This is a genomic window from Deinococcus sonorensis KR-87 (assembly GCF_040256395.1).
In the GTDB taxonomy this organism is placed as follows: Bacteria; Deinococcota; Deinococci; order Deinococcales; family Deinococcaceae; genus Deinococcus; species Deinococcus sonorensis.
In genome coordinates this window covers 2,197,120-2,218,233 of record NZ_CP158299.1, presented here as the reverse complement: position 1 = coordinate 2,218,233, position 21,114 = coordinate 2,197,120, and the positions used below count along the sequence as shown (strand labels likewise).

20 protein-coding genes and 1 riboswitch are annotated in these 21,114 nt (G+C 67.6%); of the genes, 14 read left to right on the top strand and 6 right to left on the bottom strand.

Going from position 1 to position 21,114, the window contains the following annotated elements:
• Nucleotides 1–27 precede the first annotated feature (27 nt).
• From ABOD76_RS16175 to hspR, 3 genes are all read right to left on the bottom strand, one after another.
• Entirely contained in the window at nt 28–864 is an 837-nt protein-coding gene (locus tag ABOD76_RS16175; protein WP_350242991.1) for a metallophosphoesterase, read from the bottom strand.
• A 47-nt stretch (nt 865–911) separates the two neighbouring features.
• Nucleotides 912–1,328, bottom strand: coding sequence for an NUDIX domain-containing protein (locus ABOD76_RS16170; RefSeq protein ID WP_350242990.1), 417 nt, complete (start codon nt 1,326–1,328; stop codon nt 912–914).
• A gap of 81 nt (nt 1,329–1,409) precedes the next feature.
• Nucleotides 1,410–2,114 carry a heat shock protein transcriptional repressor HspR, fused homodimer type gene (hspR, locus tag ABOD76_RS16165; protein ID WP_350242989.1) on the bottom strand — a complete coding sequence of 235 codons (705 nt, stop codon included), beginning with the start codon at nt 2,112–2,114 and terminating at the stop codon, nt 1,410–1,412.
• A gap of 223 nt (nt 2,115–2,337) precedes the next feature.
• On the opposite strand from hspR, the gene ABOD76_RS16160 reads away from it, so the two are divergent.
• The 4 genes from ABOD76_RS16160 to ABOD76_RS16145 all read left to right on the top strand — a co-directional run bounded on the left by ABOD76_RS16160 (nt 2,338) and on the right by ABOD76_RS16145 (nt 6,625).
• Complete coding sequence (locus ABOD76_RS16160; RefSeq protein WP_350242988.1) at nt 2,338–3,345, top strand: LacI family DNA-binding transcriptional regulator; 1,008 nt, start codon at nt 2,338–2,340, stop codon at nt 3,343–3,345.
• 115 nt (nt 3,346–3,460) lie between these two features.
• Nucleotides 3,461–4,711 carry an ABC transporter substrate-binding protein gene (locus ABOD76_RS16155; protein WP_350242987.1) on the top strand — a complete coding sequence of 417 codons (1,251 nt, stop codon included), beginning with the start codon at nt 3,461–3,463 and terminating at the stop codon, nt 4,709–4,711.
• A gap of 65 nt (nt 4,712–4,776) precedes the next feature.
• A complete protein-coding gene (locus ABOD76_RS16150) occupies nt 4,777–5,754 on the top strand; it encodes a carbohydrate ABC transporter permease (RefSeq protein ID WP_350242986.1) in 978 nt (325 codons plus the stop codon).
• Between the two features lies 1 nt (nt 5,755).
• Nucleotides 5,756–6,625, top strand: coding sequence for a carbohydrate ABC transporter permease (locus tag ABOD76_RS16145; RefSeq protein ID WP_350242985.1), 870 nt, complete (start codon nt 5,756–5,758; stop codon nt 6,623–6,625).
• Between the two features lie 69 nt (nt 6,626–6,694).
• Here the strand turns inward: ABOD76_RS16145 and ABOD76_RS16140 are convergent, their stop codons facing one another.
• Both ABOD76_RS16140 and ABOD76_RS16135 read right to left on the bottom strand, forming a co-directional pair.
• Nucleotides 6,695–6,844 (bottom strand): hypothetical protein, encoded by a 150-nt coding sequence (locus ABOD76_RS16140; RefSeq protein WP_350242984.1) that lies wholly within the window; start codon nt 6,842–6,844, stop codon nt 6,695–6,697.
• Nucleotides 6,841–7,071 (bottom strand): hypothetical protein, encoded by a 231-nt coding sequence (locus ABOD76_RS16135; RefSeq protein ID WP_350242983.1) that lies wholly within the window; start codon nt 7,069–7,071, stop codon nt 6,841–6,843. The genes ABOD76_RS16140 and ABOD76_RS16135 overlap by 4 nt, the downstream gene beginning before the upstream one ends.
• Before the next feature lie 45 nt (nt 7,072–7,116).
• On the opposite strand from ABOD76_RS16135, the gene ABOD76_RS16130 reads away from it, so the two are divergent.
• Nucleotides 7,117–9,003, top strand: a complete 1,887-nt coding sequence (locus ABOD76_RS16130) for an SARP family transcriptional regulator (RefSeq protein WP_350242982.1) — start codon at nt 7,117–7,119, stop codon at nt 9,001–9,003.
• A 69-nt stretch (nt 9,004–9,072) separates the two neighbouring features.
• Here ABOD76_RS16130 and ABOD76_RS16125 read toward each other — a convergent pair whose 3' ends face one another.
• A complete protein-coding gene (locus tag ABOD76_RS16125) occupies nt 9,073–9,900 on the bottom strand; it encodes an undecaprenyl-diphosphate phosphatase (RefSeq protein WP_350242981.1) in 828 nt (275 codons plus the stop codon).
• A gap of 62 nt (nt 9,901–9,962) precedes the next feature.
• Nucleotides 9,963–10,044: riboswitch (ZMP/ZTP riboswitch) on the top strand.
• A 39-nt stretch (nt 10,045–10,083) separates the two neighbouring features.
• On the opposite strand from ABOD76_RS16125, the gene purH reads away from it, so the two are divergent.
• The 9 genes from purH to ABOD76_RS16080 all read left to right on the top strand — a co-directional run bounded on the left by purH (nt 10,084) and on the right by ABOD76_RS16080 (nt 21,110).
• Nucleotides 10,084–11,589, top strand: a complete 1,506-nt coding sequence (gene purH / locus ABOD76_RS16120) for a bifunctional phosphoribosylaminoimidazolecarboxamide formyltransferase/IMP cyclohydrolase (protein ID WP_350242980.1) — start codon at nt 10,084–10,086, stop codon at nt 11,587–11,589.
• 34 nt (nt 11,590–11,623) lie between these two features.
• Nucleotides 11,624–12,493, top strand: coding sequence for a bifunctional 5,10-methylenetetrahydrofolate dehydrogenase/5,10-methenyltetrahydrofolate cyclohydrolase (locus ABOD76_RS16115; RefSeq protein WP_350242979.1), 870 nt, complete (start codon nt 11,624–11,626; stop codon nt 12,491–12,493).
• 219 nt (nt 12,494–12,712) lie between these two features.
• A complete protein-coding gene (locus ABOD76_RS16110; RefSeq protein ID WP_350242978.1) occupies nt 12,713–13,885 on the top strand; it encodes a branched-chain amino acid ABC transporter substrate-binding protein in 1,173 nt (390 codons plus the stop codon).
• Between the two features lie 169 nt (nt 13,886–14,054).
• Nucleotides 14,055–15,035: a branched-chain amino acid ABC transporter permease gene (locus ABOD76_RS16105; RefSeq protein WP_350242977.1), complete on the top strand. Its 981-nt coding sequence runs from the start codon at nt 14,055–14,057 to the stop codon at nt 15,033–15,035.
• Entirely contained in the window at nt 15,032–16,687 is a 1,656-nt protein-coding gene (locus ABOD76_RS16100) for a branched-chain amino acid ABC transporter permease (protein WP_350242976.1), read from the top strand. Before ABOD76_RS16105 ends, ABOD76_RS16100 begins: the two co-directional genes overlap by 4 nt.
• A complete protein-coding gene (locus ABOD76_RS16095) occupies nt 16,684–17,520 on the top strand; it encodes an ABC transporter ATP-binding protein (RefSeq protein WP_350242975.1) in 837 nt (278 codons plus the stop codon). Before ABOD76_RS16100 ends, ABOD76_RS16095 begins: the two co-directional genes overlap by 4 nt.
• Entirely contained in the window at nt 17,513–18,223 is a 711-nt protein-coding gene (locus ABOD76_RS16090) for an ABC transporter ATP-binding protein (RefSeq protein WP_350242974.1), read from the top strand. The genes ABOD76_RS16095 and ABOD76_RS16090 overlap by 8 nt, the downstream gene beginning before the upstream one ends.
• Before the next feature lie 143 nt (nt 18,224–18,366).
• The gene (locus tag ABOD76_RS16085) at nt 18,367–19,950 is read left to right on the top strand and encodes an ABC transporter substrate-binding protein (RefSeq protein WP_350242973.1); all 1,584 of its coding nucleotides are present in this window, start codon (nt 18,367–18,369) and stop codon (nt 19,948–19,950) included.
• 131 nt (nt 19,951–20,081) lie between these two features.
• On the top strand, nt 20,082–21,110 hold the full coding sequence (locus ABOD76_RS16080; RefSeq protein WP_350242972.1) for an ABC transporter permease: 1,029 nt from the start codon (nt 20,082–20,084) through the stop codon (nt 21,108–21,110).
• Nucleotides 21,111–21,114: the final 4 nt, after the last annotated feature.

Here is a 21,114-nt window from a genome sequence, read left to right as displayed (position 1 = left end):
CCGCCGATTGTATGCCATCCGCCGCCGCTAGCCCTGCAGGTACACCGTCTCCAGAATCCCGCTGCCCAGCAGTCCCGGACGCTCGTTCAGCCGCACCATGAAGCCGCTGCCGCGCAGATAGGCCATGCCGCTGTCCAGGCCCAGCACCAGCCCGCCCGCGTAGCTGTGCGGATGCTGGCTGGCGCCCGGCTCGTCCGCACGCAGCACGAAGACTGGCGTGTGTCCGTGGGCGATGCGCCGGCCACCGTAGCGTTCCAGCTGCTGCCGGGCCCGCTCGCGGCCGTCCGGCCCCGCAAAGGTCGAGCGCTCGGCAAAGGCATTCAGCAGCTCGCCCCAGATGTCGGGCGTCTGGGCATGCAGCAGGGCGGCCATCCGCTGGTTCACTGCCTCCAGACTCTGGCCGAGCCGCTGATAGAGCGGGGCGTCGGCGTGCACGAACAGCCAGTGGTCCAGCTGCAGCATGGCCGGGCGCGCCTGCAGCCACGTCACGTCGGTCGGCTCGATGCGGGCCAGGTCGCGGCGACGGCCACCGTTCTGTCGCCAGTAGTCATACAGGCCGTAGGGGTCGTTGCCGGCCGCCCGGCGTCCACCAAAGTGCAGCGCGGCCAGCAGCATCACCTCGTGATTACCCAGCAGGCTGTACACCTCGCCGCCCACCTGGGCCGCCTGCCGTTCCAGCGCCTGCACCAACCGCAGCACCGCGAATCCGTCGGGGCCCCGGTCGGTCAGGTCGCCCAGGAAGACCAGTCGGGCGTCGCCGCCGGTCCAGCGGTCCTGCTCGTCCACCAGCCGTGCACGCCGCAGCAGGGTCCGGAGCGGCACCAGCGCGCCGTGCACGTCTCCCACCACCCACAGGTCAGCCATTCATTCGTCCTGCAGATCACTGTAGCTGAGAATGGCATGAAGCATCCTCACCCTTCAGGGGGTCCTGCCGGGGGCGGCCGACTCCGGATCAGGTGGAGATACTGCTGTGTAGCCGCGCTGAGAGAACCCGGCACCGCCTCCGGAGCAACCCAGCCGACCTCCGCTGCATCGTCGGCAGCCCGCGCCTCACCCTGAACCTGGGCGGCTCCATACAGCACGGTGACCCAGTCCACCACGTTGCCGTCCGGGTACACGAAGCGGGCGTCGGGACCACTCACAACCCCGAGCAGCACCAACTCCCCGACCCGCAGGCCGGTCTCCTCCTGCAGTTCCCGGCGGGCTGCGTCCTGAGTGCACTCGCCCGGCTTGACCCGGCCACCCGGCACGTCCCACGACCCATTGTCCCGCCGGCGCACCAGCAGCACCCGGCCATCACGGTCAACGCAGGCGACACCCGCCCCCACCAGCTGTCGGGAGGGTACTCCTCGCTGAACAGGGCTTCGGAATCCCCGAAACCACCGGCCGACCGCTGGCATCACCCGGCGTTATTCCGAAGCGTCCGCGTCCGGCGCGGGGAGCTCGCGCCACGCGGTCATGCGGTTCTGGATGTCCTGCTGGATGCTGACGATGCGGCCCTCCATCCTGGAATGCGCCGCCTCCAGTTCGTAGCGCAGGCGCATGATTTCCTCCACGCCCGCCAGATTCACCCCGAGTTCCTGGGTGAAGCGCCGGATCTCGCGCAGGTGATCAATGTCGCGCTCGCTGTACAGCCGGGTCTTGCCGCTGCTGCGTCCCGGCCGGATCAGCCCCTTGCGCTCGTACAGGCGCAGCGTCTGCGGGTGCATGTCCACCAGTTCTGCGGCGATGCTGATCACATACACTGGCCGGTCGCGGGGGTCCAGCCGGGCGTCCGGGGCGGGCAGGCCCATCGGCCGGGTCTTCTCGCGGATCTGGTCCTCGATGCGGGCGATCTCGGCCTCGAACTCTTCCTGCAGATCGTCCAGCTGATGCTGGAGGCGCATCACCTCCTCCACCCCGGCCAGATTCACCCCGAGTTCCTGGGTCAGTCGCCGGATCTCGCGCAGGTGATCAATGTCGCGCTCGCTGTACAGCCGGGTCTTGCCGCTGCTGCGTCCCGGCCGGATCAGCCCTTTGCGCTCATACAGGCGCAGCGTCTGTGGATGCATGTCCACCAGTTCTGCTGCCACGCTGATCACATACACCGGACGTTGTTTGGCATCAGTGGCCATAAGGATGCTGAGTATACCTCAGTCAAGTTGCCTGAAATGCGGAGCGCACACCAGTGAAGGAAACAATGGGGCCGTGTTTCTGACGGCGCTCCCACCCCATGATAGACACCCAAAACGCCCGCCACGCCCTCCCCCAAGGACCCCACCCATCGAACGGGTCCTGGTTGGCTGTGCAGAATTTGACAGCGCTTTCTTAGAAGGGTATAGTTCGGATCAAGCACGTATGGAAGCGAATATCACCCTTGCCCGAGTGGCACGTGAGGCCGGCGTTTCGGCCAGCACGGTCTCGCGTATTCTGACAGGCTCTGCCAACGTCAGTCCCGAGAAACGTGAACATGTGCAACGCGTTCTGGCGAAGCTGAACTACCGACCGAACGTGCTTGCTCGCGGACTGGCCAGTGGCCGGACCATGAGCGTCGGCGTCCTGACACAGGACATTTCCAGCCCGTTCTATGGCGACATGGTGCGGGGCATTGAGCAGGGCCTGGGTGGCAGCGGCTACCAGACGGTGTTCATGAGCGGCCACTGGCACGCCAAAGCCGAGATGGAGGCCATCGAGAGCCTGCTGGCCCGGCGGGTGGACGCGCTGGCCGTCCTGGGCGGATCGGTGCCGGACGAGCAGCTGAGGACCGTGGCGCAGAGCGTTCCCCTGAGCCTGCTGGGCCGGACGGTCGCCGGACTGGAAGGGCAGTGCCTGCGACTGGACCAGCTGGAAGGTGCGCGCGCCATCACCCACCACCTGATCGAGATGGGCCACCGCCGGATCGCCCACATCACCGGCGATATGTCTCATCCGGACGCGCAGGACCGGCTGGCCGGCTACCGCGCCGCCCTCGACGAGGCGCAGCTCGCCTTCGATCCGGAGCTGGTGCAGCAGGGGGACTTTCTGGAGGCGTCCGGCTACCTGGCCGCCACCCGGCTGTTCGAGGGCCGCAGCGTGTTCAGCGCGGTGTTCGCCGCCAACGACCAGATGGCCTACGGCGCGCGGCTGGCCCTGCACCGCCGGGGCCTGCGGGTCCCCGACGACGTGTCCCTGGTGGGGTATGATGACCTTCCCGGTTCCACCTACACCTCTCCCCCGCTCACCACGGTTCGTCAGCCGACCTTTCAGATGGGTCAGGCCGCCGCCCAGTGGATCCTGCACCAGCTGGCCGGCCAGCCGTATCTGTTGCCGCCCCTGACCGTTCAGCTGGTGATCCGCGAGTCCACCGCCCGACGACGCAGTACCTGAACGCCGAGTTCTTCCGCGCCCAGCCGCATCCGTCAACGATGTTTGTGAAAGCGCTTTCAACCGTCCGCCCCCGTCCCGACGCCCTTTCACCCGTTCTGCTGTCCCGGAGGACCCTATGCACAAGATCGCTCTTGCTCTGACCCTGGCACTGACCGCCAGCCTCGCCGGCGCCCAAGCCAAGAAGACCATCACCATCGGCGTGTTCCCCGACCTGGACAGCGTGGTCAAGGCGGCGCTCCCCGGCTTCAACAAGAAGTTCCCGAACATCGAGGTCAAGATCAACTCGCTGGCCTACGCTGACCACCACAACGCCCTGACCACCGCGCTGGCGACCGGCTCGGGTGCCAACGACGTGGAAGCCATCGACTTCGGCTACGTGGCGAAGTTCGCCGAGGGCGGCGGTCTGGTGGACATCAGCAAGGCTCCGTATAACGCTGGCCAGTACCGCAGCCGCTTCGTGGCCTACACCTTCCCGCAGGCCATGACCGACGACGGCCGGATGGTCGCCATGCCCACCGACATCGGCCCGGGCTCGATGTTCTACCGCACCGACCTGCTGCAGAAGGCCGGCGTGAAGCCCACCGACCTGAACAAGAGCTGGGACTCGTACATCGCGGCTGGCAAGAAGATCGTGGCGGCCAACCCCGGCACCTTCCTGATCCCCGACGCCTCCGAGGTCGAGGGCATCATGATCCGCAGCGGCCTGAAGCCGGGTGAAGGTCTGTACTTCGACAAGGACAACAAGGTGCTGGTCAGCCCGACCAACCCGCGCTTCGTCAACGCCTTCACGGTGGCCAAGCAGATCCGCGACGCCAAGCTGGACGCCCGGGCCGGCGCCGCCTTCAGCAGCGACTGGACCACCGCCTTCCAGAAGGGCAACCTGGCCAGCGAGGTGAGCGGCGCGTGGCTGGTGGGCCACATGCAGAACTGGCTCGCCAAGGACTTCGCCGGCAAGTGGGCGGCCCTCCAGCTGCCGGGCAACAGCTTCACCAGCTACGGCGGCAGCTTCTACGGCATCCCCAGCCAGAGCAAGAACAAGACCGAGGCCTGGGAGCTGATCAAGTACCTGACCACCGACGCCAACCAGCAGATCCTGGCGTTCAAGACCACCGGCGCCTTCCCCGCGCTGCGTGCGGCCCAGACCGCGCCGCTCTTCAACGAGGGCGTGCCGTACCTGGCCGGCCAGAAGGCCCGTCAGCTGTGGCGCACCGCCGCCAACCGCATTCAGCCGATCGACGTGAACCGGCTGGACCCGGTCGCCGACCAGATCGTGGCCGATGCGCTCACCAGCGTGCTGGACGGCTCCAAGACCGTCGAGCAGGCGCTGAGCGAGGCCCAGGCCCTGATCCAGCGCCGCGCCCGCTGATCTGACCCTGGAGGGGGCCGCACCCAGGCGGCCCCTTTCGCCCTATCGCCACAGAGGAGAGCACCGTGCAAGCCCGGATCCCGACTGTACCTGAGCGCCTCCCCCTGAGGGCTCGCTGGGATAACTTCCAGCGCCGTTACGCGCCGTACATCTTCATCAGTCCGTTTTTCATTCTGTTCGCCATTTTCGGCCTGTTCCCGATTGTCTTCTCGCTGTACCTGTCGTTCCACGCGTGGCAGCCGGCCAGCGGCCTGGGCTCCATGACCTTCGTGGGCTGGCGCAACTTCACCGACAACCTGACGGACCCCACCTTCTGGCAGTCGCTGAAGAACACCGGCATCATCGCGCTGGAATCCGGCATCCCCCAACACCTGATCGCCATTCCCCTGGCATTTGCCATCAACATGAGTCTGAAGCGTGTGCAGGGCCTGGTCACGGCGCTGTACTTTTTGCCGTACATCACCTCGGTGGTGGCCATCGCGGTGATTTTCGTGACGATCTTCAGCTGGCAGTACGGCGTGCTGAACGTGGTGCTGACCAGCCTGCACAGCCTGCCGCTGATTGGCGGCCTGTTCCCGGCCGAGAACATCAACTGGCTGGGCAACCGCAACTTCATTCAGCCGGCCGTGGCGAGCGTGGTGGTGTGGCGCTACGTGGGCTGGAACGTGGTGCTGTACCTCAGCGGTCTCCAGGCGATCCCGCGCGACCTGTACGAGGCCGCCAGCGTGGACGGCGCCTCGGTATGGCAGCAGTTCCGCTACATCACCCTGCCGCTGCTGCGTCCGATCATGTTCGTGGCCATCACGCTGACCCTGATCGGCAACCTGCAGCTGTTCGAGGAGCCGTACATCATCGCCGGCGATTCGGGCGGCATCGGCAACATGGCCCTCACCACCGTGATGTACATGTACCGCACCTACAACTTCTACTCGGATGCCGGCCTCGCCGCCGCGATGTCGTGGCTGCTGTTCATCCTGATCGGAGCGCTGACCTTCTTGAATAACCGCATCTTTGGCAAGAGCCGCCTGTCGGGGAGTGACTGAGATGGCGGTCGCGTACTCCTCGGCGCCCAACACCGCCCGCCGCAGCATCGGCAAGCCCCTGTCACGCGGCGCGGCGCTGGCCCTGCTGGTCCTGGGCGCGCTGCTGACGGTGCTGCCGTTCTACTTCATGTTCGTGTTCGCCACCCACTCGCGCGGCGAGATCTTCAACCTGCCGCCGCCAACCTGGTTCGGGCATAACCTGACCACCAACTACGACAGCTTGCTGGGCCGCGTGCCGTTCTGGCGCAATCTCTGGAACAGCCTGTATCTGGCGGTCCTGAGCACCGTCACCACCCTGTTCTTCTGCTCGCTGGCCGGCTTCGCCTTCGCGATGTACAACTTTCGCTTCCGCGACCAGCTGTTTGCGATGGTGCTGGCCACCCTGCTGATTCCGGGCGCGCTCAACATCGTGCCGTTCGCGCTGATCATGCAGGCGTTCGGCTGGATCGACTCGCCCCGGGCGCTGTGGGTGCCGGGCATGGCCAGCGCCTTCGGCATCTTCCTGATGCGCCAGTACATCGGCAGCGCCATTCCCAAGGAACTGGTGGAGGCGGCCCGCATCGACGGCGACAGTGAGTTCGGCATCTACCGCCGCATCGTGCTGCCGCTGTGCGGCCCGGCGCTCGCCACCCTGGGGCTGGTGACGTTCATCAACAGCTGGAACAACTTCCTGGGGCCGCTGATCATCTTCCGCAGCGTCGAAACCTACACGGCGCCGCTGGCGCTGCGGACGCTGCAGGGTCTGGTCAACACCGACTGGGGTGCCCTGATGTGCGGCGTGGCGCTGACGGTGGTGCCGCTGCTGGTGGTGTTCGCCTTCGCCTCTCGCCAGCTGATCGAGGGCCTGACCAGCGGAGCGCTCAAGGGCTGACGTTCCGTTTTCCGGCCACACAGAGCGGCGCCCGGTGACTATCACCGGGCGCCGCTCTGTGTGCTGGGTTCAGCGGTCGCCAAAGTCGATCGGGAGCGCGCGCACCACCGGGAGCGTCTGCTGCTGGCGGGCCAGTTCCATCCGCTGCTCGGCCAGGCTGTGGCTGCGGGTCAGCGCGGTCTGCGGCTGGGCCTTGCGGAGCTGCTGGGTGCTGCTCACAGGCCACCGCTGACGGTCCGGGCGCCGAAGTCGATCGGGCCGCCCAGGGTCACCTGCCGCGCCCCGAAATCGATCGGGCCACCCTTGAGGGTCAGGCGCGTGCCGAAATCAATCGGGCCGCCCTTGGTGGTGGTGCGGGCGCCGAAGTCGACCGGCCCAGCGGCCAGGCCGGTGGAACAGGCGGTCAGGGCGGCTGTGACAATCATCAACGTCAGCTTGGAGGTCATGCGAGTACCATAAGGACCGAAGCGTTTAGGAACGTTTCATCTGCCATGGACAAATCCGACCTGCAAGTGCTGTTCGAAGCTCAGGCGTACGACGCCGTGATTGCCCATGCGGCGATCTCGGCCACGACGGCGGCCGATCATGCCTGGAACGGCATCGCCCTGCTCCGCACCGGCCGCCTGAAGGAAGCGGAAGGTGCCCTCCACCGCGCCGCCATCCTGGGTCACCCCGAGGGCACGGTGGAATACGGCAACCTGCTGCGGCTGCTGGGGCGCTTCGACGACGCCTGCCTGCACTTTCAGGAGATCGCCGAGCACATCCAGGACCCGGAACTGCGGCTGCGGCTGCTGCGCTGGTGGGGCGTGGCGCAGTTCCAGGCGGGCCACCCGGAGGAAGGCCTCCGGCGGGTGGAACGGGCCTGGCACGGCTACGTGGCGCACGGCGACGACCAGCTGACCGCCCGGGTCAGCCAGTCGCTCGCGCAGATGCACCTGCTGCTCGGCCATACCGACCGCGCCAAACTGCTGTTGCAGGAGGCGGTGCGGGCGCTGGCGCTGGGCACGGACCCCCGGCCACGCCTGAGCGCCCTCAAGATCCTGCTGGACCTGCAGCTGAGCAGCGGTGACCTGGCCCAGGCCCAGGCGACCCTGACGGAGGCGCTGGCCCTGTCGAGCGCGACGGACGCGCAGCGCGAGCACGCGCTGCTGCTGGGCAGCGCGGCCGAACTGTACCGGCTGTCCGGCGAGTACGAGCAGTACGCCCGGACGCTGGTCACGGTGGCACAGCAGGCCGAAGACCTGGGCGACTTCAACCTGCGCGTCTGGAGTGTGGCCCGGCTGGCCGACCACCAGAGTCTGCAGGGCCTGCACGGTCAGGCGCTGGAGACCCTGCTCGGCTTCGGGCAGCTGCCGCAGGACTGGCCCCCGGAACTGTGGGCCACCGACGGTGTGCTGCGGCGACGCCGGGGGGACGTGCACGGCGGCTACGACAGCCTGGAGCGCGCCGCCGGGGGCTTCCGCGAGGCCGGTCGGATGCCGGAGATGATCCGGGTGCATCTGCATCTGGCTTCGTGCGCGCTGCGGCTGCGCCGGGAGTCGGTGACGGTGACGCTGTTGCAGGAGGCGCTGACCCAGATGCTGCGGCTGCGCCAGCTGTTCGAGTTCAAGCCGGACCTGGAGGAGCTCTCGGAGTTGCTGCAGTTCGCGGTGCTGGACCCGGAGCTGAGCCCGCTGCTGGAGCCGCTGCTGGACCGGCTGGGCCACCTGACCGGCCAGCCGCGCCTGCCGGAGGACGGCGCCATGCAGCTTCAGCTCAGCACCCTGGGCCGCTCCGCCGTGTTCAAGGACGGCACCGAGATCAGCTTCGCGTACCTGAACACCCCGCTGGTCCTGACGTATCTGGCGCTGCATCCAGGCCGCACCCGCGCCCAGATGCAGCTGGACCTGTTTCCGGAGCGCGACGCGCGCGAGGCGGCCGGGTACGTGCGCCAGTGCATCTGGGACCTGCGCGACAAGCTCGGGCCGGAGGTCATCAGCTTCGAGGGCCCGCACAAGTCGCCGCGCTACCGGCTGGGGCGGCTGGTCAAGGTGGAACTGGACCTGCAGCAGTTCCAGCAGGCGATTCACACCGGTGAGCTGGCCCGCGCGCTGGCGCTGTACCGGGGCGAATTCCTGCCGGGCGTGGAGGAGGCCGACTGGCTGCTGCAGATGCGCGATGAAGCGCGCCTGACCCTGACCTTCGAGCTGCGCAACCAGATGGCCCGTTACCGCTCAGAAGGTGACCAGCGCCGGGTGGTGCTGCTGGCCAATCAGCTGCTGCGTGCCGATCCGCTGGACGTGGAAGTGATGCAGGAGCGCGTGGACGCCGCCCGGACCTTCGCCCCCGCACCGGAACTGGCCCGCTACGTGGCCCAGCTGAACCGCATGCTGAACTGACGCCGGAACAGCAGCAAGAGGGGTCAGCCCACCCAGGCCGGCCCCTCTCTTCATGACGTGCTCTTCAGCTCAGACGCGCAGGGTGTTGCTGATGACGCCCGTCGCCACCAGCACCAGAATCAGGATGCCGGCAATGACCCGGTAGATGGCGAAGCCCTTGAAGTCGTGCCCGCTGACGAAGCGCAGCAGCCAGCCGATGGCAAAGTAGGCCACGATGAAGCTGACCACGAACCCGATGGCCACGTTCGCGAGACCCGCGTCGCCGAGTTCATGGCGGTGCTTGATGAAGTCCAGCAGTGTGGCGCCGCCCAGCACCGGGATGCCCAGATAGAAGCTGAACTGGGTGGCGGTGGGCCGGTCCAGGCCGGTCAGCATGCCGCCCAGGATGCTGCTGGCGCTGCGCGAGAAGCCGGGCCACAGCAGCGCCAGACACTGGGCAAGGCCCACCAGGATCGCCTGCGGGAGGTTCAGGTCTTCCAGCCGGTGCGTTCTGGCCTGCCGGGGCCGCAGCTCAATGACGTACATCAGCACGCCGCCCACGATCAGCGCCCACGCCACCACGCTCGGCGTGAACAGCGCGGCCTTGATCTTGCTGCCGAACAGCGCGCCCAGGATCACCGCCGGGATGCACGCCACCACGATGCCCAGCCACATGCGCTGCACGCCCCGGTCGCTGCCGATGGTGCTGGCCTGCCGCACCAGATCGCGCCAGTAGTACGCCACGACCGCCAGAATGGCGCCGCCCTGAATCACCACCTCGAAGGTGCTCAGGATGTTCTTGTCCCAGGGCACCCGCAGCAGGTCGCCCGCCACGATCAGGTGTCCGGTGCTGCTGATCGGCAGAAATTCGGTGATGCCCTCGACGATGCCCAGAATGACGCTATAGATCCAATCCACGCCCGGCAGCTTACCCGATGCGGCGTATACGCAGCGTATAGGGAGGGCTCTGCTACACTGCCGGCAGTCGCGGTGACTGGCGTCGCGTGGGGCACCACGGGGAAGCCGCAGACGGTGAAGTGGCCGCACGCCTGGGCCGGAGCCGCGCACCCCTGGCGCGGCCCAGTTTCCAGGAGGCAGGCTATGCAGAAACGCGCGCTGGTATCGGTGTCGGACAAGACGGGTGTGGTGGAGTTCGCCCGGCAGCTGGTGGAGGCCGGCTGGGAGGTGCTCAGCACCGGCGGCACCCTGAACGCCCTGAGCGGCGCGGGCCTCCCCGTCACCCCGGTGGCCGACGTGACCGGCTTTCCCGAGATTCTGGACGGCCGGGTCAAGACCCTGCACCCGAACATCCACGGCGGCATTCTGGCCCGCCGTGACGAAGGCCACCTGGCTGAGCTGGAGCGGCACCAGATCGCGCCGATCGATCTGGTGTGCGTCAACCTGTACCCCTTCCGTGAAACGGTGGAGAGTGGCGCGGCCTTTGACGACGTAATCGAAAACATCGACATCGGTGGCCCGGCCATGATCCGGGCGGCCGCCAAGAACCACGCCGGTGTGCTGGTGCTGGTGGACCCTGCCGACTACCCGCTGGCGCTGCAGGCCGAGGTCAGCCCGGAGGAACGTCGCCGTCTGGCAGCCAAGGCCTTCGGGCACACCGCCGCCTACGACGCGGCCATCACCCGCTACCTGAACGGCGATCAGCCGGGCTTCCCGGCGCAGGTAACGCTGGAGCTGAGCCGGGTGGGCGACCTGCGCTACGGCGAGAACCCGCATCAGCCGGCCAGCGTGTACCGGGTCGGCAATGAGCGTGGCCCGGTGCTGGACGCGCAGGTGCTGAGCGGCAAACCGATGAGCTTCAACAACTACGCCGATACCGACGCGGCCTGGGCGCTGGTGCAGGAGTTCAGCGAGCCGGCCTGCGTGGCGGTCAAGCATGCCAATCCCTGCGGCGTGGCGGTGGGCGAGTCGGCCCGGGCCGCCTGGGAACGTGCCCGCGACGCCGACACCCTGAGCGTGTACGGCGGCATCGTGGCGCTCAACCGACCGCTGGACCTGGACGCGGCCCAGGCGATGCGCGGCACGTTTCTGGAGGTGGTGATCGCTCCGGAGGTGAGTGAGGAGGCGCTGGACTGGCTGCGCGCCAGGAAGCCGGATCTGCGAGTGCTGCGGGCGGCCCAGGACCGTTCGGGGCGCCTGGAGTACCGGCCGCTGGTGGGGGGCCTGCTCGCGCAGCAGCGCGACAACCGCGTCTGGGACGACATCTGCGCGGAGGTGGTCACCAAGCGTCAGCCCACCGAGCAGGAATGGCAGGACCTGGGGTTCGCGTGGCGCGTGACCAAGCACGCCCGCAGCAACAACGTGGTGCTGGCGCGCGGCGGCGTGACGGTCGGGGTTGGCGCCGGCGCGGTCAGCCGCATCTGGGCTGCCGAACGGGCGGTACAGAACGCGGGCGAGGCGGCCCGGGGCGCGGTGCTGGCCTCGGAGGCCTTTTTCCCGTACGACGACGTGGTGCGGCTGGCGGCCTCAGCGGGCGTGACGGCGGTGCTGCAGCCGGGCGGTGCCAAGCGGGACCCGGAAAACGTGGCGGCGGCCAACGAGCTGGGCCTGAGCATGGTCTTCACCGGCAGCCGGCACTTCCGACATTGAGCCGCGCGGCACCGGGGGCCTCACAATGAAGCCGATGACCGACCTGCCCTCCCCCGCCCCGCAGCTGCTGCTGGGCAAGCCGCTGGCCGACCGGGTGCGCCGGGAGGTGCGTGCCGGCGTGGCGGCCCTGGACCTGCGGCCCCAGCTGGTGGCGGTGGTGGCGTCCAGCGACCCGGCCACCCACGTGTACGTGCAGAGCAAGCAGCGCAATGCCGAGCGTCTGGGCGTGACGCTCACGGTACAGGCGCTCGGCGCCGACGTGTCTCAGGCGGACCTGCACGCCGAACTGGAGCGGCTGTCGGCTGACCCGGCGGTACACGGCATCGTGCTGGAGATGCCGCTCAGCCCCCACCTGGACGCCGACCTCGCCATGCTGCATCTGGCGCCCAGCAAGGACATCGAGGGCCTGACGCCCGCCAATCTCGCGCTGGTGGCGGCCGGACGCGAGCCGGAGGCGCTGCTGCCGCCCACCCCGCGCAGCGTGCGCTTTCTGCTGCGCGAGGTGCTGGACCTGCAGGGGGCCCGGGTGGCCATCGTGGGGCCGGGCCGCACAGTGGGCCGGCCGCTGGCGTGGATGCTGAACAACCGGGGCGCGACTGTGACGCTCTGCAACGAGCACACTCGCGATCTGGCGGCGGTGCTGGCCCCCCAGGACGCGGTGGTGATGGCGGTGGGCCGCGCCGGGCTGCTGGGCGCCGGGCAGGTTCAGGCCACACAGGTGATCATTGACGCCGGCATCAACGTGACGCCCGACGGGGTGGTGGGCGACGTGGGACCGGAGGTGGCGGCGCGGGTGCGGGCCATCAGCCCGGTGCCGGGGGGGGTGGGGCCGCTCACCTCCGCGCTGATGTTCCAGAATCTGTTGCGTGCCATCCGGTTGCAACGCGGCGAACCGGTAGACTGAGGGCACCATTCAGCTGCTGAAACCGCTCGCATAAAGCCCAGAAGACGCTTTATTGCCGGGCCAGGGTTTTTATCGCAATGAAATGACAGCTTTTGGCAAAACACCACATGATGGTTTCAAGGCCAATCATGAAAGACACATTGACATGCGCTGAAGCCATCCTTAAAATGCAGCATCTCGGACGCAGATGGCGTAGGAGTGCAGTTCACCGGAGGCACCATGAAGAAACTTGGCCTTTCCATTCTGACCCTGGCTGGTGCAATGGCACTGGGCAGCGCGAACGCGGCGCAGGTTATCAAGATCGCCAGCATGTCGCCGCTCACTGGTTCCAGCTCGGACCTGGGTCTCCAGATCCGCAACGCCACGGAGATGGCCATCAAGGAGCAGAAGGCGGCGTTCCTGAAGATGGGCTTTGACCTGCAGTTCGTCGCCTACGACGACCAGGCCGACCCCACCACCGGCACCGCCAACGCCCGCCGCATCGCCGCCGACAACAGCATCCTGGCGATGGTCGGCACGCTGAACTCCGGCGTGGTCATCCCGTCCTCGGAAGTGCTGGCCCCCGCGCACGTCGCCATCGTGTCGCCCGCCAACACCAACCCGAAGGTCACGGACCGCGCGCTCTCGAACATGAACCGCATCTGCGCCCGCGACGACTCGCAGGGCCCGGCCGGCGCGGACTTCCTGATCGACACCGTCAAGGTCAAGAAGGTCTACGTCTTGAACGACAAGACCCCCTACGGCCAGGGCCTGGCCGACGCCGCCGAGGCGCGCCTGAAGAGCAAGGGCGTGACCATCAGCTTCTCGGAAGGCACCGACGAGAAGAGCGACTTCTCCAGCATCATCACCAAGATCAAGCAGGCCAAGCCGGACGCCATCTACTTCGGCGGTCTGTACGGCCAGGTGGGCCCGTTCGCCAAGCAGCTGCGTGAAGCGGGCGTGGCCATCCCGGTGATGGGCGGCGACGGCTACGACAGCCCGGACCTGCTGTCGCTGGCCGGTGCCGGCGCCAAGGACATCTACTTCACCACCGTCGCCCCGCCGCTGGAGGCCGTGCCGGCCGCCAAGGCCGTGGCCGCCCGCTACAAGGCCGCCTACAAGAAGGACATGGCCGGCTTCGGCATCATGGGCTACGACAGCGCCAACGTGGTGCTGGCCGGCGTCATGAGCGCCATCAAGGCCAACGGGGGCAAGCTGCCCACCCGCGTGCAGGTGGAGACGGCGGTCCGCAAGACCAACCTGACCAGCGGCACCCTGACCGGCGCCATCGACTTCAACAGCGTCGGTGACCGCACCACGGCCAAGATGTTCATCATCCAGGTCAAGAACGCCGGCAGCAAGCTGGACTTCAGCACCGCCGGCACCGTGAACGTGAAGGTCGCCAAGCAGTAATTGCCTGGAGCGCTTCAGCTGGGGGCGGGCCGGAGGCGTTGAGCCCCGGCCCGCCCCTTCGCGTTGAAGGGGCCGCTGCGGTGCCGACGCGCCCCGACACCCGGTCCTGCACGCGGAAGCGCCCTTCTCCTTCCGGCCTGCCCGTCATTCGTCCAACCAGAGGTCATGCGTGGAAAGTCTGCTGACAGATATCCTGATCAACGGCCTGCTGCTCGGAACGCTTTACGCCATTATCGCCCTGGGTTACACCATGGTGTACGGCATCCTGCAGCTGATCAACTTCGCCCATTCCGAGGTCTTCCTGACCGGAGCGGTGGTGGCCTTCGAAACCTTCCGCCTGCTCGCCCCCGACCCTGCCAACCCCGGCAGCGGCCTGAACCCCTACCTGGTGCTGGCCATTGCGCTGGTGGTCGCCATGATCGTGTGCGGCCTGCTCAACGTGGTGATCGAGCGCCTGGCCTACCGGCCGCTCCGTAACGCGCCCAAGCTGGTGCCGCTGATCAGCGCCATTGGTGTGTCCCTCATTCTGCAGGACGTGATCAAGCTGCTGGAGGGCTTTCAGGGCCGCTTCCAGCTGGCGGTCAACGTCCCGGAAACCTTTACCCAGACGGTCTTCTCGGTGGGCGACACCAACGTGAAGGTCCGCGACCTGGCGCTGGTGGTGGTGGCGGCCGTGATGCTGTTCAGCCTGGACCGCCTTGTGAACCACAGCAAGCCGGGCCGGGCCATCCGCGCCGTGGCGCAGGACCGCGTTACCGCTGGTCTGATGGGCATTGACGCCAACCGCATGATCGCGCTGACCTTCGCCATCGGCGGGGCGCTGGGCGGTGTGGGCGGCGTGCTGTTCGCCATGAAGTTCCCCAACCTGGACCCCTACTCCGGCACCATCCCCGGCATCAAGGCCTTCAGCGCCGCCGTGCTGGGCGGCATCGGCAGCATTCCCGGCGCGGTGCTGGGCGGGCTGGTGCTGGGCGTGGTCGAGAACTTCCTGGGCGTGCTCAGCAGCTTCTCGTTCGTGTTCCCCAAGCTGTCCTTCCTGGCCGCCATCGGCGCGCAATATAAGGACGTGGGCGCCTTCATCACCCTGATCGTGATCCTGATCTTCAAGCCGAGCGGCCTGCTGGGCCGCAGCACCACGGAGAAAGTATGACCGCCGTCAGAAAGCCGGGGCCGCTGCGGCCAGTCAGGCAGCCGGACCGCACCATTCCGCTGGTCGTGTACACCGTCATCACCGGCCTGCTGCTGTTCCTGGGCTCCGGGCGGCTGGTGCCGGGCGTCAGCTTCCCGGCCATCGCGCTGGCCTTCGTGTTCGCCGCGTTCCTGGGCAGCCTGCTGCTGGCCTACCAGTGGCGCGCCAACGGCGTGGTCAAGCTGCTGGTGGGCATCTTCGTGCTGCTGTTCGTGGTGCCGGACATCGGGCGCGGCAACGGCAGCTTCTTCGATCTGGCAATCCAGATGTGCATCTTCGCGGCGCTGGCGCTGGGCCTGAACATCGTGGTGGGTCTGGCCGGGCTGCTGGACCTGGGCTACGTGGCCTTTTTCGCGGTGGGCGCGTACATCTGGGGCATCTTCGGCAGCGGCCAGTTCCAGCAGATCGTGCAGTCGGACCTGCCGTATACGCCGCTCACCACCGGGGGCTGGCTGATTCCGCTGCTGCTGACCGCGCTGGGCGTGGCCGGCTACCTCTGGATGAAGGCCATCGACCGCGCCCATCCCGGCGCCCTGAAGCCGCAGGGCGGGCAGCGCTTCGGCCGCGCCCTGGCGGTGTTCCTGATCGTGGTGGGCGTGGTGAGCGCCCTGATTCTGGTGGCCACCCTGATCCGCGCCGGCATCACCTGGTACTACACCGGCCACCCGGCGGGCCTGACCGGGCTGACCGGCGGCCTCAACCCCAACTTCTTCTGGCTGTTCATCATTCTGGCCGTCGCCGCCGCCGCCATCGTGGGCGTGCTGATCGGCCTGCCGGTGCTGAAGCTCAAGGGGGACTACTTGGCCATCGTGACGCTGGGGCTGGGTGAGGTGATCCGGGTGTTCGCCAACAACCTCACCAAGTACACCAACGGCCCGCAGGGCATCACCAGCATCACCGCCGCGCCGGTGCCGCTGCTGGACCGGCTGGCCGGCAGCCTCGGGTTCCCGCCGGAGCAGTTCAAGCTGTTCTTCCTGTACTTCCTGGTGCTGATCGTGATCGGCGTGGTCATCACCGTGAACGTGCGGCTCAGCCGCAGCAACATCGGCCGCGCCTGGGTCGCCATCCGTGAGGACGAGATCGCCGCGCAGGCGATGGGCGTGCCGCTGGTGCGCACCAAGATTCTGGCCTTCGCCACGGGCGCGAGCTTCGCCGGCATCATGGGCGTGATCTTCGCGGCCAAGCAGCAGTTCATCAGCCCCGAGAGCTTCACCTTCTTCCAGAGCATCAGCGTGCTGACCATGGTGATTCTGGGCGGCATGGGCAACATCGCCGGCGTGATTCTGGGCGCGGCGGTGGTGACGCTGCTGAACCTCTCGATCCTGACCGCGCTCTCCGAGTCGCTGCAGGCGCTGCCGAACTTCAACAGCAACCTGGACCCGGCCAAGTACAACCGGCTGATCTTCGGCGCGATTCTGGTGCTGATGATGCTGTTCCGGCCGGAAGGGCTGCTGCCGTCCCAGAGGCAGCAGGTGATGATGCACGAGCACGACGACGACTCGCCGGCCCAGGGCGCCCTGACCACCGCCGCCGACGGCGACCCGCTGCCGGAGGTCCATTCTCCGGGCCTGGCCACCCGCGCCGAGGATGACCGCGCAGGAGGCGACCGATGAGCCCGATTCAGAACAGGGCCAAGTCACGCGGCAGCGTGCTGAGCGTCAAGGGGCTGACCAAGACCTTCGGCGGCCTGCTGGCCGTGAACAGCGTGGACCTGGAAGTGCCGGAGGCCTCGATCATCAGCGTGATCGGGCCGAACGGCGCCGGCAAGACCACCTTCTTCAACATGATCACCGGCATCTACGAGCCGGACAAGGGCAGCATCGAGCTGGCGGGCCGCGATCTGGTGGGCCTGCGCCCGGATCAGGTGACGGCCGCCGGCATCGCGCGCACCTTCCAGAACATCCGCCTGTTCGCGGCTATGACCGCGGAGGAGAACATCCTGGTGGGCCGCCACCCGCGCCTCAAGGCCGGGTACGTGGACGCGCTGCTGCGGACCCGCCGCTTCCACGAGGACGAGGCGAGCGCGCGTGAGGCGGCCCAGGTGCTGCTGGACTTCGTGGGCCTGGGCCGGATGCGCAATGAGCTGAGCACCAGCCTCCCCTACGGCGACCAGCGTCGACTGGAGATCGCGCGGGCGCTGGCCACCAACCCCAAGGTGATCCTGCTGGACGAGCCGGCCGCCGGCATGAACCCGCGCGAGACCGAGAACCTCAAGGCCCTGATTCGCAGCGTTCGCGACGAGCTGGGCGTGACGGTGGTGCTGATCGAGCACGACATGCGGCTGGTGATGACGCTCAGCGAGCACATCACGGTGCTGGACTACGGCACCAAGATCGCCGAGGGCCTGCCGCATCAGGTCCGCAACGACCCGCGCGTGATGGAGGCCTACCTGGGCCGCGGCGCGGCGGCGGGCGAGTACGGCAAGGAGGGCGGCGCGAGTGCTTGAGCTGCAGGACGTACACACCTATTACGGGCACATCCACGCGCTCAAGGGCGTCACGATGGACGTGCCGGACGGCGAGATCGTGGCGCTGATCGGCGGCAACGGAGCCGGCAAGACCACCACCCTGCGCACCGTCAGCGGCATGCAGCGGCACAAGAGCGGCAGCGTGCGGCTGAAGGGCCAGGACATCGCGGGCCTGCGCCCGGACCAGATCATGCGTCTGGGCATGAGCCACGTGCCGGAAGGTCGGCGCATCTTTCCGCAGCTGACGGTGCGCGAGAACCTGGAGCTGGGCGCCTACACGCTCAGCGACCGCAAGGTGATCGAGCAGCGGGTGCAGGAGGGCTTCGAGCTGTTTCCGCGCCTGCGCGAGCGCATGTCGCAGCTGGGCGGCACCCTCTCGGGCGGCGAGCAGCAGATGCTGGCCATCGCACGCGCGCTGATGGTGGACCCCACCCTGCTGCTGCTGGACGAACCCTCAATGGGGCTGTCGCCCAAGTTCGTGGAAGCGATCTTCGACATCGTGGAGCGGCTCAACCGTGAGCGCGGCACCACCATCCTGCTGGTGGAGCAGAACGCCAGCATGGCGCTGGCGGTGGCAAAACGCGCCTACGTGCTGCAGACCGGCGAGATCCGGCTCAGCGGCGACGCCGGCGTGATCGCTCAGGACGAGAGCGTCCGCAAGGCTTACCTCGGCGAGGACTGAAAGCTTTACACTGAAGGCCAGCCCACCCTTTTCCCCTGCTTGACAGGTCTAGATGAGCGCCCTACGCTACGGGCCAACGTGCCCGGATGACGTTTCGCTCAACCTTATCTGAACACCGTGCCGCTTTTTCCCTGGAGGAACCCATGAAGAAACTGTTTTTGACCGCCCTGCTGGCCAGCTCGATGCTCGGAGGCGCGCAGGCGGCCACCCTGGTGTTCGGCAACAACGGCGACCCGGTGAGCCTGGAGCCGGGCAACATCACCGACGGCATCAGCCTCGCGGTGCAGCGCCAGATCTACGACACCCTGGTGGACTTCAAGGACGGCACCACCGACCCGACCCCGGGCCTGGCCATCAGCTGGAAGAGCAACCCCGACGCCACCGTCTGGACCTTCAACCTGCGCAAGAACGTCAAGTTCCAGGACGGTACCCCCTTCAACGCCGACGCCGTGGTGTTCAACTGGACCCGCTTCTGGGACCCCAAGTCGCCGTACGGCTTCCGTGACCAGGGCCGCACTTACGAGATCATGGCCGACCTGCTGGGCGGCTTCAAGGGCGACAAGACGGCCGTCATCAAGAACATCGTCAAGGTCGACGACTCGACCGTGCGCTTCGAGCTGACCGGCGGCAACTCCGACTTCCCGGTGGTGATTGGTGCCGGGTACTTCGGCATGGCCAGCCCCACCGCCATCAAGGCGCAGGGCGCCAAGTACGGCACGCCCGCCAGCACGCCGGTCGGCACCGGCCCCTTCAGCTTCGTGAGCTGGAAGACCGGCGACAGCGTGGTGCTGAAGCCAAACATGGAGTACTGGGGCGCCAAGCCGAAGGTGACCGGACTGGTCATCCGCAGCATCAAGGACCCCTCGCAGCGCCTGAACGAGCTGAAGGCCGGCACCATCGACTTCGCCAGCGACCTCACCCCTGACAGCCTGAACGCGGTCAAGGCCGACAAGAACCTGACGGCGGTGCTGAAGCCTAGCTTCAACGTGGGCTTCCTGAGCCTCAACAACCGCAACAAGTACCTCGCCAACCAGCAGGTGCGCACCGCCATCAGCATGGCCATCAACAAGAAGGCCATCGCAGAGGCGTTCTGGAACGGTCTGGCCGTCAGCAACGCGAGCTTCCTGCCGCCGGTGATGGCCTGGGCCAACAGCGACGCCGTGCCGGCCGATTACAAGTACGACCCGGCCGCGGCCAAGAAGATGCTGGCCGACGCCGGGTACGCCAACGGCTTCAGTCTGGACCTGTGGTACATGCCGGTCAGCCGCCCGTACTTCCCGAACCCCAAGGACATCGCGCAGGCGATCGCTGCAGACCTCTCGGCGGTGGGCATCAAGGCCAACCTCAAGACCGAGGACTGGGCCAAGTACCTGGACGACCGCAACAAGGAACCCGGCTTCGACATGTACATGATCGGCTGGACCGGTGACTACGGCTCGCCCGACAACTTCTACGGTGCGTACTACGGCGCCAACGCCAGCGACGACATCAACTACAACCCCGCCCAGCTGCAGTCGCTGCTGGAGCAGGGCCGCGCCGCCCTGACCCGCCCCGGCAAGGCCAAGGTCTACGCCCAGCTGCACGAGCTGACCTACAAGGCCGCGTTCCGCATCCCGATGGCGCACAGCCAGCCGCTGGCCGCCGCCCGCACCTACGTGAAGGGCTGGGTGCCCAGCCCGCTGGGCAGCGAGGCCTTCAACAACATCATTCTGGTCGGCAAGAAGTAAGGCGAGGCGTCCGGCCTCTGCACTGACCGGCCGGTTTCCACAGCCTCCGTCCACGCTGATGGAGGCTGTGTTGTTGTTGAGGGGCGCTCATCGCCCTGTCCTTCTCTTTCCTGCTCCAAAGGAGTTCTGCCTTGGCCCCCTACATCCTGCGCCGCCTGTGGCGCACCCTGCTGGTCCTGATCGGCATCAGCGTGGTGGTGTTCACTTTCGTGCGGAGCATTCCCGGCGATCCGGCCACGGCCATTCTGGGCGAGCGCGCCAACCCGGAGTCGGTGGCGCGCCTGACCAAGCAGCTGGGTCTGGACAAACCGTGGTTCTTCAACCCGGCCCACCCGCTGGACGCCCAGTACCCGCTGTACGTGAACGCCCTGCTGCACGGCGACCTGGGCGCCGGCATCAAGTCGCAGATCCCGGTGCGCGACGAGCTGCGCAGCCGCTTCCCTGCCACCGCCGAACTGGCGATCGGGGCGCTGTTCTTTGCGCTGCTGATCGGGCTGCCGGCCGGCATTCTGGCGGCGCTGCGCCGCAACAGCGCCTGGGACAGCCTCGCCACCGGGCTGTCGCTGGTCGGGGTCAGCATGCCGATCTTCTGGCTGGGCCTGCTGCTGGTGTGGATCTTCGCGGTGCTGCTCGGCTGGCTGCCGCCCAGCGCCCGGCTGTCCACCGGGGTGGACCTGCAGCCGGTGACTGGCCTGTACGTGCTAGACGGCCTGCTGCGCGGCCAGCCGGCGGCCAGCTGGGACGCGCTGCGGCACCTGATCCTGCCGGCCATCGCGCTGGGCAGCATTCCGATGGCCATCATTGCCCGCATCACCCGCTCGTCGCTGCTGGAAGTGCTGGGGCAGGACTACGTGCGGACCGCCCGGGCCAAAGGCGTGGCGGCCAACCGGGTCACCATCCGGCACGCGCTGCGCAACGCCCTGCTGCCGGTGGTGACGGTGGTGGGCCTGCAGGCCGGCGCGCTGCTGGGCGGCGCGGTGCTGACCGAGACCATCTTCAGCTGGCCGGGCCTGGGCTCGTGGCTGTACGACGCGATCAGCCTGCGCGACTACCCGGTGATTCAGGGCGGTGTGATCTTCGCGGCCCTGATCGTGAGCGTGGTCAACCTGCTGGTGGACCTGAGCTACGCCCTGCTGGACCCGCGGATTCAGTACCGCTAGAAAC

Coding starts and splice junctions, on each gene's coding strand:
- ABOD76_RS16110 (WP_350242978.1), top strand. CDS start 12,713: ATGAAGAAACTTGGCCTTTCCATTCTGACCCTGGCTGGTGCAATGGCA.
- hspR (WP_350242989.1), bottom strand. CDS start 2,114: ATGGCCACTGATGCCAAACAACGTCCGGTGTATGTGATCAGCGTGGCA.
- ABOD76_RS16175 (WP_350242991.1), bottom strand. CDS start 864: ATGGCTGACCTGTGGGTGGTGGGAGACGTGCACGGCGCGCTGGTGCCG.
- ABOD76_RS16130 (WP_350242982.1), top strand. CDS start 7,117: ATGGACAAATCCGACCTGCAAGTGCTGTTCGAAGCTCAGGCGTACGAC.
- ABOD76_RS16155 (WP_350242987.1), top strand. CDS start 3,461: ATGCACAAGATCGCTCTTGCTCTGACCCTGGCACTGACCGCCAGCCTC.
- ABOD76_RS16085 (WP_350242973.1), top strand. CDS start 18,367: ATGAAGAAACTGTTTTTGACCGCCCTGCTGGCCAGCTCGATGCTCGGA.
- ABOD76_RS16100 (WP_350242976.1), top strand. CDS start 15,032: ATGACCGCCGTCAGAAAGCCGGGGCCGCTGCGGCCAGTCAGGCAGCCG.
- ABOD76_RS16115 (WP_350242979.1), top strand. CDS start 11,624: ATGACCGACCTGCCCTCCCCCGCCCCGCAGCTGCTGCTGGGCAAGCCG.
- purH (WP_350242980.1), top strand. CDS start 10,084: ATGCAGAAACGCGCGCTGGTATCGGTGTCGGACAAGACGGGTGTGGTG.
- ABOD76_RS16160 (WP_350242988.1), top strand. CDS start 2,338: ATGGAAGCGAATATCACCCTTGCCCGAGTGGCACGTGAGGCCGGCGTT.
- ABOD76_RS16095 (WP_350242975.1), top strand. CDS start 16,684: ATGAGCCCGATTCAGAACAGGGCCAAGTCACGCGGCAGCGTGCTGAGC.
- ABOD76_RS16145 (WP_350242985.1), top strand. CDS start 5,756: ATGGCGGTCGCGTACTCCTCGGCGCCCAACACCGCCCGCCGCAGCATC.
- ABOD76_RS16135 (WP_350242983.1), bottom strand. CDS start 7,071: ATGACCTCCAAGCTGACGTTGATGATTGTCACAGCCGCCCTGACCGCC.